The sequence below is a fragment of the Fodinibius roseus genome (assembly GCF_900129315.1).
Lineage (GTDB): Bacteria > Bacteroidota > Rhodothermia > Balneolales > Balneolaceae > Fodinibius > Fodinibius roseus.
In genome coordinates this window covers 157662-171950 of record NZ_FQUS01000007.1, presented here as the reverse complement: position 1 = coordinate 171950, position 14289 = coordinate 157662, and the positions used below count along the sequence as shown (strand labels likewise).

Annotated in this window: 15 protein-coding genes and 1 other RNA gene; 5 read left to right on the top strand and 11 right to left on the bottom strand. The window is 49.6% G+C overall.

Going from position 1 to position 14289, the window contains the following annotated elements:
* Positions 1-5: 5 nt before the first annotated feature.
* The 5 genes from BUB16_RS08415 to BUB16_RS08395 form a co-directional block, all read right to left on the bottom strand.
* The gene (locus tag BUB16_RS08415) at positions 6-626 is read right to left on the bottom strand and encodes a DivIVA domain-containing protein (RefSeq protein WP_073062195.1); all 621 of its coding nucleotides are present in this window, start codon (positions 624-626) and stop codon (positions 6-8) included.
* Positions 627-670: 44 nt separating this feature from the next.
* A complete protein-coding gene (locus tag BUB16_RS08410; protein ID WP_073062191.1) occupies positions 671-1042 on the bottom strand; it encodes a hypothetical protein in 372 nt (123 codons plus the stop codon).
* A complete protein-coding gene (locus BUB16_RS08405; RefSeq protein WP_073062188.1) occupies positions 1042-1344 on the bottom strand; it encodes a hypothetical protein in 303 nt (100 codons plus the stop codon). Before BUB16_RS08405 ends, BUB16_RS08410 begins: the two co-directional genes overlap by 1 nt.
* Positions 1344-1658 carry a hypothetical protein gene (locus BUB16_RS08400; protein WP_073062185.1) on the bottom strand — a complete coding sequence of 105 codons (315 nt, stop codon included), beginning with the start codon at positions 1656-1658 and terminating at the stop codon, positions 1344-1346. The genes BUB16_RS08405 and BUB16_RS08400 overlap by 1 nt, the downstream gene beginning before the upstream one ends.
* A gap of 78 nt (positions 1659-1736) precedes the next feature.
* On the bottom strand, positions 1737-2444 hold the full coding sequence (locus BUB16_RS08395; protein WP_073062182.1) for a YggS family pyridoxal phosphate-dependent enzyme: 708 nt from the start codon (positions 2442-2444) through the stop codon (positions 1737-1739).
* Between the two features lie 263 nt (positions 2445-2707).
* Here BUB16_RS08395 and BUB16_RS08390 point away from each other — a divergent pair, with 263 nt between their 5' ends.
* From BUB16_RS08390 to BUB16_RS08375, 4 genes are all read left to right on the top strand, one after another.
* Complete coding sequence (locus BUB16_RS08390; protein WP_073062179.1) at positions 2708-3763, top strand: Nif3-like dinuclear metal center hexameric protein; 1056 nt, start codon at positions 2708-2710, stop codon at positions 3761-3763.
* Positions 3764-3782: 19 nt separating this feature from the next.
* Positions 3783-4517: a zinc ribbon domain-containing protein gene (locus BUB16_RS08385; RefSeq protein WP_073062175.1), complete on the top strand. Its 735-nt coding sequence runs from the start codon at positions 3783-3785 to the stop codon at positions 4515-4517.
* A gap of 107 nt (positions 4518-4624) precedes the next feature.
* An RNA gene (gene rnpB, locus BUB16_RS08380) (RNase P RNA component class A) lies at positions 4625-5004 on the top strand.
* Positions 5005-5181: 177 nt separating this feature from the next.
* Positions 5182-5688 (top strand): OsmC family protein, encoded by a 507-nt coding sequence (locus tag BUB16_RS08375; RefSeq protein WP_073062172.1) that lies wholly within the window; start codon positions 5182-5184, stop codon positions 5686-5688.
* A gap of 217 nt (positions 5689-5905) precedes the next feature.
* Here BUB16_RS08375 and BUB16_RS08370 read toward each other — a convergent pair whose 3' ends face one another.
* The 5 genes from BUB16_RS08370 to BUB16_RS08350 all read right to left on the bottom strand — a co-directional run bounded on the left by BUB16_RS08370 (position 5906) and on the right by BUB16_RS08350 (position 10620).
* The gene (locus BUB16_RS08370; RefSeq protein WP_073062169.1) at positions 5906-6682 is read right to left on the bottom strand and encodes a M90 family metallopeptidase; all 777 of its coding nucleotides are present in this window, start codon (positions 6680-6682) and stop codon (positions 5906-5908) included.
* A 10-nt stretch (positions 6683-6692) separates the two neighbouring features.
* Positions 6693-7160 (bottom strand): SsrA-binding protein SmpB, encoded by a 468-nt coding sequence (gene smpB, locus BUB16_RS08365; RefSeq protein ID WP_073062166.1) that lies wholly within the window; start codon positions 7158-7160, stop codon positions 6693-6695.
* Between the two features lie 321 nt (positions 7161-7481).
* Positions 7482-7901 carry a hypothetical protein gene (locus BUB16_RS08360; protein WP_073062163.1) on the bottom strand — a complete coding sequence of 140 codons (420 nt, stop codon included), beginning with the start codon at positions 7899-7901 and terminating at the stop codon, positions 7482-7484.
* Positions 7902-8144: 243 nt separating this feature from the next.
* Positions 8145-9380: a site-2 protease family protein gene (locus BUB16_RS08355; RefSeq protein ID WP_084088140.1), complete on the bottom strand. Its 1236-nt coding sequence runs from the start codon at positions 9378-9380 to the stop codon at positions 8145-8147.
* A gap of 13 nt (positions 9381-9393) precedes the next feature.
* Positions 9394-10620: an arginine deiminase gene (locus BUB16_RS08350; RefSeq protein ID WP_073062160.1), complete on the bottom strand. Its 1227-nt coding sequence runs from the start codon at positions 10618-10620 to the stop codon at positions 9394-9396.
* A gap of 188 nt (positions 10621-10808) precedes the next feature.
* Between BUB16_RS08350 and BUB16_RS08345 the strand changes: the two genes are divergently transcribed.
* Positions 10809-11669, top strand: a complete 861-nt coding sequence (locus tag BUB16_RS08345; RefSeq protein WP_073062157.1) for a SirB1 family protein — start codon at positions 10809-10811, stop codon at positions 11667-11669.
* Positions 11670-11839: 170 nt separating this feature from the next.
* On the opposite strand, the gene BUB16_RS08340 is transcribed toward BUB16_RS08345, so the two are convergent.
* Entirely contained in the window at positions 11840-14185 is a 2346-nt protein-coding gene (locus BUB16_RS08340) for a glycosyltransferase family 2 protein (RefSeq protein WP_073062154.1), read from the bottom strand.
* Positions 14186-14289 lie beyond the last annotated feature (104 nt).

The following is a 14289-nucleotide window of genomic DNA, read 5'->3' as shown; positions in this document are numbered from 1 at the left end:
CAATATCAATCCAGTTCATCAATAATATCGTCCACATCTTCGGTGCCCGGAGGCAGGGGTTGTGCTTCGTCTCCCGGTTCCTCCCTGCTTTTCATCTCTGCCTGCCGTCGTTCCACCCGCTCCTCCAGGCTTTTGGAAATTTCCCCCTCTTCATCGGGAAGATTGAAAAGAGAAGCCTCATCTTTTGAAAACTGTTCCAGCGACTCCTGGGCCATTTCCAGGTAGGACCGGATGCCGCCGATAATTTCCTTTCGCCGGTCCAGCAGCCTGATGATACTCTGCCGCACCTGTTGCCGCTGCTGGGTAGCATCGCGAATAATGGTCTCCGCCTCCATTTCGGCCTTTTCGATTTTGGTCTTTGCTTCACGGCGCGCGCCGGTCAGCTTCTGCTCGGCCGATTCCTTAGCGGTTTGCAGGGTTTCGTGAAGGGCTTCCTCCACCCGTTCGTAGTGCTTCAGCTTTTCCTCCAGATCATCAATCTTCTTTTGAAGCTCGCGGTTTTTGGAAACCATGTGTTCCCATTCGTTCGACATGAGGTTCAGAAACGCCTCCACTTCAGCCTTGTCATAACCGCGCAGCGATTTCTCAAAATTCTGTTGCTTGATCTCAAGTGCCGTTAATTTCATAGCAAAATGCCCTAAATTCCGTAAAAATTATACCTGTTGTTAACTTACCGTTCGTGCAACATGTTCCGCAAATTACCGTCATTGCCATCCGACGATTCATCCTGTTGCTCGTCCTCGATTTCAATCGTCGCACTGGAAGCCTCCGGCTCTTCGCCCGTTTCAGACAAGGGCCGAGGAGACCCTTTATCATCCTGACCGGCAATAATAGCCTCCAGGTGTTGAATACGACGCTCACTCCTTTTCCGGTGCTCCATAAACGCCTGCGCAAGCCGGTCAAAATCTTCTTCCGTGATGGCCGTATTGTTTCGATTTATCCATGCTTTAGTAAGTCCGACAATTTTAGCAAAAATAAATCCAACCAGTACAATACCGCCAACCGCACCAACCAGTGAAACAACCATTTCTTCAAATCCCATTATTGAATCCTCTTTTTATTGTTATTCTTAAGATCGTTTTTCAGCATACTGTCATTTTGGCTTTTCGTTTCATCAATTTGAGGAGTGGAAAGATGCTGCTCATTGGCGATAATAGCCTCAAGGTTTCGCACCCGGCGATTCATCTCTTCTTTATGTTGGATGAAGGTCTCTGCAAGCCGCTGGAATGTTTCGCTGTCGATGCCCTGACTTCGATTCATTTTGGCCATGATCAGCTTGTATATGCCCGTACATACAAAAGCTGAAAAACCGAATACGATGGATACAATTATGACATCTTCCATTATTTTTCTCTCCGCTTGTCTGCAATATCAGCGACCTGCTGTTTATTTTCCTGTTTCAACGATAACTCTTCCTCTATCTCAATCTCTTCCATACCGCGTCCCGCCCCGGTTGAAAATTCATCGGGATTTCCTGCCGCAATGGCTTCCAGGTTTTCGATACGTCCCTTCAGCGAGTTTACCAGCTTGCGAAGATCTTCCACCTCTTCCTCATTCTGCCGGCTTTTGCCCATCATGGCCATCTTGTTTTTTTGATATTCAATAATCAGTCCGCCCACGACGGATACAATAACAATTAAAAAAATCCAGACAGTCATAACCAAACCTCGTTTAGGGGTACCCTTGTAATGTACTAAATATCAAATAAATTGAAACATACTTTTATACGTAACATGTTATTCATAGTTACGTTCGCCAAAAATAGCACGGCCGACCCGCACCATAGTCGAGCCCTCTTCAATGGCAACTTCCATATCATTGGTCATGCCCATGGAAAGATGTTCGAGCCGGACGTTCCCGGATTCGTACGAACGATGCTCATCGCGTATCCTTCGCAGCATCTGAAATTGCGGTCGTACTTGTTCGGCCTGATCCGGGTCAACAAACGTCGCCATGCCCATCAGACCGCGGACCCTCACATGCTGGAGTCCCTGCGCATATTCCAGGATCTCTTTTACATCCCCGGCGGTGCAGCCGCTCTTTTGATCTTCCCCGCTGATATTAATCTGGACAAGCGTATTGATAACCCGATCAATACGCGACGCCCGTTTCTCAATTTCCCGGAGATACTTTTTCTTCTCTATCGAATGGATCCAGTTTACCCGCTCTACCATGTACTTTATTTTGTTGGTTTGCAGGTTCCCAACCATATGCCATTGCACGCGATCCTCATCGTAAGCCTCCATTTTATCCTGGAGTTCCCTCGCACGGTTTTCTCCAAAGTGAAGCTGTCCGCACCCAAAGGCGGTTTTAATATCCTGCAGGGGTTTCAGCTTACTGACGGCAACCAGCTGAACCCCTTCGGGATGGCGCCCGGCACGGCTACATGCCTGAGCAATACGGTCGGTCACTTTTTTAATATTCTCGCAAATCTCTTCGGACATAAAGGCTGTTTAAAATTTTTAAATTAGTATTTTTGCCATTTCTGCTCTTACCATAGCATATAACCATGGAGGAACCGAATGATATTAAAAATAAGCTTTTATCAAAGGTATTAAAATGGTATTTTACGAGTCTGAATTAAAAGATCGAATAATAAACCATTGCACTCTACTCTGAGTATCTTTTATTTCGATTCTGAATTATTTATGCATCGGCTCAGGTGCTGCGAAACCGAACCATCAAAGTACGGAGGCCGATAGCCCGCATGAATACCCAGGTCCAGCATATTTCCACCTTTCTCGACCAGTGGGCACCGCCCAGTACAAAACTCGACTACGATAATGTTGGATTATTAGTCGGCGACCCCAAACAGCCAGCCTCCCGCATTTTAACCTGCCTTGATATTACCCTTGAGGTCGTTGAAGAAGCTATCGACCGAAACTGCGACCTCATTGTTGCCCACCATCCCCTTATTTTCAAAAGCATTGACCGGATTAACCCCACCAATGAGCAGGGAAAAATCATTTTCGAGCTGATAAAAAACGATATCGCGCTTATTGCCGCACACACCAACCTGGACGCGGCCCTTGACGGGGTATCTTTTGTGCTGGCCAAGAATCTGGGGCTCAAGAACCTGAAATTTCTGGATAACAGCTATCATGTGAGCCGTAAGATTGTACTCACAACCAGTCATTCCGACAGCGAATCGGTTCTGAAATTGTTAAACTATTATTCGGCTGAAGAGGCTCATTACTACAAGGTGGAGGGTCGCAAGCAGGACCAGCATACCTACGAGGCGATTATGGACCAGCATAACGTGGGAGCCCTTAAAAAAGAACTAAAGAAAAACGGGCTGCTGCACCGGGGCAGCTTTCAGGTCATGGAGGTTGCGAGTCCGTCGAACAATGTCGGTATGGGGGTCGTTGGATTTTATCGCGACAAGGGACTGACCCAGCAGGAATTCCTTGAGGTCATATCCAATGTACTGAATGTACCGGCCATCCGGTTTTCCGGTACTGCAGATCGCATAAAGAAGGTAGCCGTTTGTGGGGGCGCGGGAGTTTCACTGGCCAAACAAGCTATTGCCGAAGGAACTCAGGCTTTTGTAACCGCCGACATTAAATACCACGATTATTTTACCGATACCAAAAACTTTTTACTGGTCGATGTAGGCCATTATGAAAGTGAAGTGCCGATGGTGGCTGCACTTCAGCAAGAGCTGAGTGAAGCATTTGAACACCTGGAAGTTCTTGAAACGCAAGTAACCACCAATCCAATGCAGGTTTTCATACCTGATCATAACCGAAATCCGCAGGAATAAATCACGATAAACGTAATCTATGGAAGAAGTACTTCAACAATTAGCTAATCTCCAATATATTGACAGCAGAATTGATGAGCTAAAACAGCTACGGGGTGATCTGCCGGAAGAAATTCTCGATATTGAAACCGATATCAATCGCTACGAGGCCCAGATCAAACGGCTTGAGGAAGAGAAGCAGAATCTACAGGTAGAGAGGGACAACCTTGAGCTTGAGATCAAAGATGCCCAAAATAAAATGGATAAATATGAAGAACAGCAGATGTCGGTACGCAATAACCGGGAATATGATGCGCTGACAAAGGAGATAGAATCCCAGAAACAAGTTATCGAAAATGCCGAATCGCGCAAGGAGGAGATCGAGAAACGGCTTAATGAAGTTGATCCCGAGATCGAAGAGGCGCAGGAACGGCTCGATGAAACCCGGGAGCTGTATGAAGAAAAAAAGGAAAACCTCGACAAGGTCGTCAAAGAAACCGAAGAAGAGGAAGAGATGCTCCTGAATAAGCGGGAGGAAGTTGAAGAAAATATCAACCCCCGCTATTTAAAAAGCTATAAACGATTGCGCAACGGACTTGCAAATGGCTTGGCGGTAGTACCGATGGAAAAAGGCGCCGCCCTGGGCATGGCCCTGCCGCCACAGACCCAAGTCGAAGTTCGACATAAGAATAAAATCATCATTGATGAAAACAGCGGACGTATCGTTGTGCATCCTTCCTTTTTTGAAACGGCCAAAGAACAGCTTTCGCTGTAGCCTGCGAAAATACCTGCGCAAGGACTTTTAATCCCGGTCCCCCCCTCGTTTCACGCCCGGGGGGGACCGGGTCGGTATTTTTTTCGACAAAAATTTTGTATTTTATAGTAGATAGCCGGGCAATCGCCCGCCTGTGCAAAACCCACGGGCGGGAGGAAAGTCCGAACACCTGCAAGCGCTGTGCTTCCTAACGGGAAGAATTCCCGAATGCGTTCGGGAGTAAGAAAGTGCCACAGAAAACAAACCGCCCCCGGCGCTCTGCGTCGGGAGGTAAGGGTGAAAAGGTGAGGTAAAAGCTCACCGCTCCGGTGGTGACATGCGGAGGCAGGGTAAACCTCACAGGGTGCAAGCTCATACAGGCAGTGCGCTGCTTGCCGCTATACTGCCGGGTGGAGTGCTCGAGCCCTGAAGCAATTCAGGGACCAGATAAATGATTGCCATCCCGCAAAGCGGGATACAGAATTCGGCTTACAGGCTATCTCCGGTTTACATGAAAAGGCCGTCCGATGAGGGCGGCCTTTTGTTATCAAATGCTGCTGCAGGCTGCAACCTGAACATTAGCACCTCCATACTATCGCGGTTGCGATATACAGGTCAATGTGATGTTTTTTATCAGTCACCGCCTATTCAATAGAACCAATTAAGACATTAGGTCTATAATATTATGAACTCCAAAGAACTGCGTGCCCTTCAAAAGCCGTTAAAAGAAGAATACAAAACGAATCCCCGGGAGGCAGAAATCGTACTCCACGCCAAAGGCAAGCTGGGAGAAAACATCTCCTGCGAGGTAGCCACGGATGCCGGTGTCGCCGAGGCGGGACTCCACCCGGCAACGGGCGGGGATGGCTCACAGGCTTGTTCGGGCGACATGCTGCTGGAAGCGCTGGTGGCCTGTGCCGGCGTTACGCTTAAATCGGTAGCTACGGCTATGGAGATCACGGTTCAGGAAGGAACCGTCAAGGCTGAAGGCCTGCTTGACTTCCGGGGAACCCTCGGCGTTTCAAGAGAGGCGCCCGTGGGATTCAAATCCATTACTCTTACGTTTGATCTGGATACCGATGCGGAACAGGAAAAAGTTGAAAAGTTAATCGAACTCACGGAGCGGTATTGCGTAATCTACCAAACCCTGAAACACAGCCCGGAATTGAGGGCAAATGCGCCTCTTCACTAAGAGAGTCTGTAGAACTTAGCTGAATCTGCCGTGGTTCCATCGAGGCTGTAACCCGACGCATAACGTTCTTACGTTACAAATAGTTATAACAACACTGCTGACTGCAGGCTATAAAGCCTGTATTAGCAACGGCAGGTAGAGTCTCCATTTCAGCCATTGTTTAATAATATTGCTATGATCGGTTCTCCATGCTCAGGACACTCAGAAGCGGTACCTTCTACGCTGTGATATAAGAAGCGGGATCCTGTTGGTAAAAGTCCTGGAGCTGTCGGTATAGCTCGGGATGCCTGTTTTTGAGTTCCCGCGGTTTTTCAAAAAAGCACTCCGTAATGACAGCGAAGAATTCAGCCGGGTTCGTGGCCCCGTAGGCATCGATAAGCGTCTGCTGGTCCCGTTTAATGGCCCTGAGAAACTTTTGGTATTCGGCACCCACCACCCGGGCCCAGGAAAGGTAGTGCGATTCCTCGTTACTACTTTCTATCTGGTCGGTAGCCCCGTATTCATAATCCAGCTGGTGAGCAAACTCATGGAAGACTAAATTCTGTCCGTCATGAATATCGGATGCCCCCTTTTGCACCTCATTCCAGGCCAGGACGACATGTCCCCGCGACCAGGCCTCGCCCCGGCGCTGCTGGAATCCTTCCTGAACAAAAAAACTGTTATGGCGATTTTTAATTTCGACCACGTACGGCCGGGGATAGACAAGTACGGATCGAAGATCATCATAAAAAAAGGAGAGATCATCGGTGCCTAACATCAGGATGGAGGCCTGGGCCGCAATTGTCACGCGTATCTCATCATTTATTACCAGGCCGGCGCACCCCTCAAACGTTTTCTCATGCACAAATATGCGGATCAGGCCTTTCAGCTTTGACTGGAGGAACCTGGGGAGAAGATCGACATAAGGGACATTCCGGTACAGAAAGGAGTCCCACTGATCCGGAAAAGGCCGCTTCATCAGCCGTTTCCGGCGCCATTTTTTAAAACCAAACATGGTCGCCCCGTCACAGATTCACTTTATAGGTTCCCTTGTACTTGCGGTTGATATCGCGTTTCATGTCACGCTCCTTGATATCCTCTCGCTTGTCGTGCCGCTGTTTTCCCTTGGCGATGCCCAGCAGTATTTTGGCATACCCTTTCTTGAAATACAGCTTGAGGGGAATGAGGGTATACCCTTTCTGTGAAATCGCCTTATCCAGCTCGCCGATCTCTCGTTTATTGAGCAGCAGTTTGCGCGGTCGGCGCTCGTCGTGATTGGCGTACGAGCCCTCCTTGTACGGTTTGATATACATATCACGCAGCCAGACCTCGCCATCCTGAAGATACGCAAAGGATTCACCCAGGCTGGCGTTGCCATTCCGCAGCGACTTTACTTCTGTTCCTTTCAAAACGATACCCGCTTCGTAGGTATCCTCGATATGATATTCGTGCCGGGCTTTTCGATTTTTTATGGTCGGGGTGTTGGTAGCCATAGTTAATAAATGTGTATGTATTCAAATCTTTTCCAAGGAGGTAGAATTGATAGACAAAATCACTTTTTGAGGCCTTGCGAAACCGTTCTTTTTTTGGCCAATACCTGTATTTTCGCGCATGTAATATCCTCATACATGTTTAATCCTGATTATTCACGAAATAGTAAAGGTCAAGTCATTGGTTGAGACTTATCAAACATTACGTATAGCTCAACATTGGGGGCAGCCGCAAAACGCTGCGAAATTGGAATTAAACGTATATGCTTTTGTCGTGACAAAAGGTACATGCCGACGACTAACTGCTGAAAGCTGTCCGTTGATTTAATACTCTACGCCCAGGGCCTGCAGGTCCTCTATAATCTCATCGCCGGGCGAACGGTCGGGCATCGTCTCGTAGATACCCATAATTTGCTGAATCTCCGTCCTCGCTTTTTCATTTTCCGGGTTAATCTCCAGTACCTTGATAAACTGCTCCAGGGCCGACGTCATCCGGTCGCGCATGCTGCTTTCTTCGGGACCGCGATACTCCAGATACAGCCCATAGTTCAAATATGTTTTCTCTTTCAGTTGAGGTATGTCCGCCTCATGTTCCCGGTCATCCGCATTCTCAAGCAGTTCTATGGCCCGGGAATACTCTTCTTCGGCAACCAGCCGGTCTATTTCCCCGGATAAATCTTCCGGCGTTGAGCTGGAACATGAAACAAATAAAACAGAAAGTAGCAACAAAGAGAAAAAACGCATGAAAAAATTGTTAATATTGTGAATTAAAGTTCTCACCAGAAACCTTTGCAATAGCCTGCCATGTCCTGCTGAACCTGTTATGGGTTACAGCTTCTGAAACACTCATCAGCTTCATTCGATGTTACATTACATCCATCTTCTGCCCCAGACCCGGTCAAATGAACGGTGACACGGTGGTCCAATAGCCTCTGCCTGCGAATCGATCATCCTCATATTCCCAAAGATAAGGAAAAGATTGCTATATTAAATTAAATAAAGGGGATTCGGGCTGATACAAACCACAAAAATACCCATCCCCAGCCATCCCAGCAAGCTGCGGGTGGGGTCAAGGGGACGCTCATAGAGGGCCGGGGGATGCTCAATACCCACCAGGTAGGCGGTAAAAAATGACCAGAAGACCCAGATCAACGATCCCGAATCGGTAATGCTGCCCACATGCAAATATAGGTATCCCGCGGCCAGCGCCATAGAAACAGCCATCGTCGGGGCTATCCACTGGTGGTCGCTGTGGAAGGCTTTTCGAAGCAGGAGAAACAGGACCGCGCCCCAGATCAGCCAGCTGAGTATCTGCTGACCCAGGCCGTATTCAACCAGCGAAAGATGGATGAAGGGAATGACCTCGATTCCGGCAAGCGTCACCAGCAGGCCGAAAAAGAGCCGGGCGACCGTCCGGTGTTTTTTAAAACCGATTAGCGAATATAAAATGTGTCCCCCGTCAAGTTGTCCCAGCGGCATCAGGTTCAGGGCCGTAAAAAAGAGTCCCAGCCACCCCGCAAACAGGAACGGGTAATGGTACATCTCCCACATGGGTGGCACATTCTCAAAAAAGGATGCCAGAAAGCCATACAGCAGGGTATTGCCCAGTATCAGGGTTTGTCCCCCGGTCTCGCCCGGCGGATCTTCGGGATAGGTCCCATGCTCGGCCACATATTCCTTAACCTCTTCGTGTCCATCGAACTGCTGGATATAGGAAGCATCGGGCAGTGTTGAAAATCCATAGAGCAGCACCGTAAGGGCAACAACAAAGCCGGCCAGCGGCCCGGAGATACCGACATCAAACATTTTGTAACTGTCGTTAATCTTCTGCTTGATCCGGATTACGGCTCCCAGGGTTCCGATGCCCAGGGGGATGGGAATAAAGTAGGGCAGCGTAACCTTGATCTTGTGATAGAGAGCCGCAAAATAGTGCCCGAATTCGTGAACGCCCAAAAATCCCAGCAGCAGGCTTGAAAACAGCACCCCGCGGTAAAAATCCGTCTCCGTGGGCAGGGCCACGGGAAACAGCGAGGGACTGAATCCCACAAAACTGGCGCCGGCCCATGCGACCATCACAAATGTCACGAGAAAGAGTCCCACATGCTTGGCAATGGTCTTGTTGTCGAGCTCCGGCTCTTTCTTCCGGGGAGCCGGCCGACCGGATTCTACGGCGACCTCTTCGAACGGATGATCGGTACTGTTAAGGGAAGGTTTGTTATCCAAGATAAAAAATTATTTAATTGTCTCTTGCAATGGGCAGCGTCATGCAGCGGGCGCCCCCGCGGCCCCGGCAGAGCTCATGGCCCATAAATTTAATTGCAATTTTCTCGTTGCCGGGGATAAAGGTATCATCTTCAAACTCTTCTACAAATTCGTATTGATTCATCAAACGATAGCCATGCTTCTTTAGTTCACGAAAAGTATTGGTATTCCGCTCGTATCCCACGATGATGCCGGGTGCCAATGCAAAAACGTTGGCGCCATCGGTCCATTGCTCGCGAAACTGATTCGTTCTCTCCTCTCCCCCGCAGGGGATAAACGTCAGATCCCGTTTGAGGTAATGCTCAAGGGCTTTCTGCAGCGAAGGCATGGATTCCGTAACAACCGACCCGTTCGAAGAACGGGAAAGAGCGACCACATTTTCCTTACGCTCGGTGATCGCCGGGGGAAAAACAAGGCACTCGTCTTCGGCACAAAACGTAAATATCGTGTCGAGATGCATCGAGGACCGCTGCTTCGGGATATCCACAGCCAACACCTGTTCAATACCGTTCTTCAACAACTGCTCCGTGGCTTTCATGAGGCCGCTGAAGGACGTGCGTTCGCTCATCCCGATCAACACCAGCCGGTCGGATACCACCAGTACGTCGCCACCTTCAATGGATTCCTGTTTTCCGATTTGGATAATATTGTCCCGTATCCCCGCGAAAAGCGGGTGATATTTTGCCAGGGTCTCCATAAGTATCGCCTCGCGAAGCCGGGGCTTTTTGGCGGGACGCGAAAGCAGGAGGTTGTCCCCCACCACGGCGGCCAGGTCGCGGGTAAAGAGGAGATTGGGGGAGGGCGACATCGCAAACCCGCGGATGGCGGGGGTTGCTCCTTCAATAACAAACTGTAGTAATGCATCGGGGGACAGCTGCAGGAGCTCTTTCTCAATGGTATGCAGGTTCATCTCGCTCAGCCTCCCGATCAGATCCCGGATGAAAAAAGACCGGGCTTCTTCCTGTGCAAAACATTCCAGGAAAAGGTCTCCTATTTCATAAATCGTGCCCTCTTCCGGCATGGCGGTTTTAAAAATTTTGAGCATATACAAGTGCTCGCGCCGGGCATCTTCCTCAAAAATAATATCATCGAACAGCAGCTGGTCCTTCAGCTCCGGGTTGACAAGGGAGACCTCGTGTCCCGGTGTATGAACAATAACGCTTGTAAGGCGGCCGGTCTCGGAATGGACGGATAATTTCATAGCGATGGCTTAACTGGTAATGAGCACGGGCATACCGCCTCGAAATATACGTTTTGATTCCGCAATTTTTAAATTATGTTTTTTGTTCCATAAAAGTCCCGCAGAATGATTATTTTTCTGCACGATCTTCGGATCATTATCGTTTGTTGATCCGACCGAGATTTTTTTCGAACTTGAAGGATACCATAATGGCTGATAAGACAGAAATACAATCGCTCGTTTTCTTGCTGGAGGATCCCGACCCCTATATACAGTCGGCTGTCCGAAGCCGTCTTTTTGAGCTGGGCGAGAATGCGGTTCCCCTGCTCGACCAGCATAAAAGCGAAATAACGGACGAGCACGAGCGGGCGCAGATCAGCGAAATCATCCAGTGGATCACCTACAGCAGCGTGGAGGAAGATTTTTCAGACGTCCTGGAGAACGGCCTGGATAACCTGGAGCAGCTGGAAAAAGCGGCCTTTATCCTGGCTCGCTTTGACAACCCTACCCTACGGATCGCCGAATACCGGCAAAAACTCGATCGATTCGCCGAACGCATTGCGACCGATGTCCGGTATTCCTTGTCCGACAGTCAAAAAATGCACAAAGTACTGGATCTCGTATTTACCGAACTGGAGTTCTCCGGGAGTACCACGGACTACTACAATCCGGAAAATTCATACCTCAACAGGGTCATCGACCGTCGGCAGGGACTGCCCATTTCGCTGGGATTGATCGTGCTGTTTATCGCCCGGCGCCTCGATCTCCCCTTCCGGGGAGTAGCCATGCCGATCCATTTTATGCTGATGTATAAGTCTGAGCAGGAAAAGATACTGATTGACCCCTTCGATCACGGCAAAATTGTCACCTATAACCAGTGCTTCTATTTTCTGGAGCAGAACGGTGTAACACCCAGGAGCGAGCACTTTGAGCCTTCCCGGGAACCTGCTATCCTGGCGCGATGCATCCGCAATCTCATCAACAGCTACGAAAAAAAGGAAATGACGCCCAAGGCCGAAAGCCTGACCAGCCTCCTGCAGACGGTAGAAATGATGACCCATTATGAGTGACCGTTTCCGGTGTTGGCGTATTCGTTACGGGTTATTTGGAGCTGCTTTCCTGCGACTTCAGTCTTATGTATGAGCTTTCTGTTTTACCTTCTCCCTTCTTTCAAGGCTCACTGTCCCTTAAGCCGGATTAGTGTACCCGAAAATTTCGCATGCATGCGTGAATAATTCAGTTAATCCTCAAAGCCAAAAGCATCCGTGGGCGTTGCGTCAAATTTAAACGGGTTGATCTGTTTTGCCAGCCGGTAAAAAGAATCCCCCTCCTTTTCATTGCCATTAAACTTGTGGATATCCCCCGCCAGCTTATACAAGGTAGGATTGGCCGGAGCCTGATCCAGCAGGTGGCGGAGCATGGGGACGGCCTCATCAAAATTCTTATTTTCAATATGGATAGCCAGCCGGTACAGGTCGGCGCGCAGGCTCTCATTCTGGGGCTCAAGCTGGCTGAGATAATGCGTGCAACGCGAATAGATGTTTCGGTTGAAATAAAACCGTACGAGCTGGTATATCAGGGTAGCAGGCAGCTCCACATCTTCGAGGCGGTCTTCAAAGCGACGCATGACATCGCGCTTGTTCATCACCATCAAAAGATGCACCAGCTGACAAAGCGTCTCCGGATCATGCTCGGTATTATACAGTTCCGTGCGCATCTCGTCGGTAAAAAGCCGCTCGAACTGGGTTTTGACCTCCTCTTCCGGGAAAAGCGGATTGACCAGCTCGTCAAGCGCAAGGAGCTGGTCAAAATTGCTCAATGACTTGAGCTCCTCCTCAGAAAATTTTTCGATCCCCCATTTATCATTAAAGTATGCCACGTTCTTCCAGTATTGCTTGCTCTCCGTATCGAGATCCAGTGGAAAAGTGGTGGTACCCAAATGGTGAGTGACCTCAATACGGGAAGCGATGCCCACTTTATACCCGGCAGAACGTGCCTGGAAACAGAGATCGATATCCTCAAAAAATGACAGCTCATATGCTTCATCCATCCGCAATCCCGTATCGGTGCGCATCATCATGCAAAAACTGTCAATATATTCGGCCGGCAGCAGCCCCGGGCTGTCAGAATCAATATTCCGGACAGCCTGGTCGGGATTGAGCGTCTTGTCCGCAGCGGGCCCCACCAGCGCGTAGTCGGGATGGGCTTCCATTATCTTTTTCAGCTGTCCCACTGCATCGCTCCTGAACGCCACGTCATTATGTACAATACAGGCATAAGGCGTATCCGCCTGCTCCAACCCCTGGTTTACGGAAGCGGCAAATCCCCTGTTTTGCTGATTCGTAATGACTTGGCACCCGAGGAAATCCTTTTCCTGCAGCTCTTCCAGGTAGTCGTGCGTATCGTCGAGGCTGGCGTTATCAATAACAATCAGCTGGATCTCATCCGGATCGCAGTGCTCCGAGACCGAAAGCAGCCCGTGCTCCAGCGCAGCTTTCCCGTGGATTGCCGTGGGAATGATGAGGCTGATGTCCGGTTCTCGCCGCAGCGGTTCCTTTTTTTCCTCCGGGGGTGCCTGGGGTGCCCGGCGCTCCTTCTCTACTGATTCCCCTCCGGACGCTTCCGATTCGCCTTCTCTTTCCTTTTCCCTTTCCGTCTTACTGATTTCGTGCTTTAGCTCCGAGGCTTCCACAAACCGGCGTTTTTTTTCCAGAAGCTGGATTTTAAGCTGTTTTGCAGCCGGATGAGAGGGTTGGTCGTCAAGCACCTCTTCTATTTTTTCCAGGGCGGCGTTAAAGCGGCCGTCTTCCTTCATAGCCACCGCCTCGTTGAGCAGCTCAATGTCGAAATCCCGTTCACTCAGGGGCCGGCTTCCCGTTTCCAGCGATTGCAGCGCTTTGAGGATCTGATTGCGGTCATTCCCGGCTGTTTCAAGACCACGCAATAAGGTAGTCAACAGCTCCTGGCGCAAGGTGAGGGTCGGCGCCTGGATTTTTTCCATGGGACTGGGTCGCGACCACGGGCTGTCACTTCGCAGGAAAGAGGATTCCATGAGCCGACCCGCCAGGTCCATGCTGCCATACGCATTTAAAAAGGGATTGAAATACCGCTGGTCGGACGGCACGTTCTGCAGGTTCCAGAGAAACGCCCCGTCTGTCGGCCACTGATCCCGGTTGACAAGATCGATCCATCCCGGCAGGTCGGACGGTAGCCCGTGTCGTTGCAACACCGCCGCTTCCGGGGCATCCTTCAGCTGTTCCAGGTACTCTGCAAGGAGTGGTTCATCTATTTCCCGGATGGTTTCCGGGGCCCAAAAAAGAGCGCCGCTGCATTGAACAAGGGCTTCGTTGAGTGTGTATCCGCGTCCCGCTCGCTGTTCGTGCTGGTAATAGAACGTCTGCTCATGCTGGTAATAATCAAGCACAGATTGAATCACTTCATTGCTCCCATCCGATGAGGCATCATCAATCACAAAGAGTTCAAAGGAAAGATCGGTGCACTCATACAGTGAGGTCAGCGTTGCTTCTATGACATCTTTCTGATCCTGAACAACAATCGTAACCGTAAGCAGCGAGGTATTAGACATAGAGTACCTTCCGAATGATATAAGTTTGTTCCCTCGAAATATACGAGCTGAAAAGAAAAAGGCGAAAATAATTCATTGTGTATTTACGAGGGCTCTTTACAAGC

What these genes read in the sequence shown, in the direction of transcription:
- BUB16_RS08415 (WP_073062195.1), bottom strand. Translation starts at nt 626, where the DNA reads ATGAAATTAACGGCACTTGAGATCAAGCAACAGAATTTTGAGAAATCG.
- BUB16_RS08410 (WP_073062191.1), bottom strand. Translation starts at nt 1,042, where the DNA reads ATGGGATTTGAAGAAATGGTTGTTTCACTGGTTGGTGCGGTTGGCGGT.
- BUB16_RS08405 (WP_073062188.1), bottom strand. Translation starts at nt 1,344, where the DNA reads ATGGAAGATGTCATAATTGTATCCATCGTATTCGGTTTTTCAGCTTTT.
- BUB16_RS08400 (WP_073062185.1), bottom strand. Translation starts at nt 1,658, where the DNA reads ATGACTGTCTGGATTTTTTTAATTGTTATTGTATCCGTCGTGGGCGGA.
- BUB16_RS08395 (WP_073062182.1), bottom strand. Translation starts at nt 2,444, where the DNA reads ATGTCCGAAGAGATTTGCGAGAATATTAAAAAAGTGACCGACCGTATT.
- BUB16_RS08390 (WP_073062179.1), top strand. Translation starts at nt 2,708, where the DNA reads ATGAATACCCAGGTCCAGCATATTTCCACCTTTCTCGACCAGTGGGCA.
- BUB16_RS08385 (WP_073062175.1), top strand. Translation starts at nt 3,783, where the DNA reads ATGGAAGAAGTACTTCAACAATTAGCTAATCTCCAATATATTGACAGC.
- BUB16_RS08375 (WP_073062172.1), top strand. Translation starts at nt 5,182, where the DNA reads ATGAACTCCAAAGAACTGCGTGCCCTTCAAAAGCCGTTAAAAGAAGAA.
- BUB16_RS08370 (WP_073062169.1), bottom strand. Translation starts at nt 6,682, where the DNA reads ATGTTTGGTTTTAAAAAATGGCGCCGGAAACGGCTGATGAAGCGGCCT.
- smpB (WP_073062166.1), bottom strand. Translation starts at nt 7,160, where the DNA reads ATGGCTACCAACACCCCGACCATAAAAAATCGAAAAGCCCGGCACGAA.
- BUB16_RS08360 (WP_073062163.1), bottom strand. Translation starts at nt 7,901, where the DNA reads ATGCGTTTTTTCTCTTTGTTGCTACTTTCTGTTTTATTTGTTTCATGT.
- BUB16_RS08350 (WP_073062160.1), bottom strand. Translation starts at nt 10,620, where the DNA reads ATGAAATTATCCGTCCATTCCGAGACCGGCCGCCTTACAAGCGTTATT.
- BUB16_RS08345 (WP_073062157.1), top strand. Translation starts at nt 10,809, where the DNA reads ATGGCTGATAAGACAGAAATACAATCGCTCGTTTTCTTGCTGGAGGAT.
- BUB16_RS08340 (WP_073062154.1), bottom strand. Translation starts at nt 14,185, where the DNA reads ATGTCTAATACCTCGCTGCTTACGGTTACGATTGTTGTTCAGGATCAG.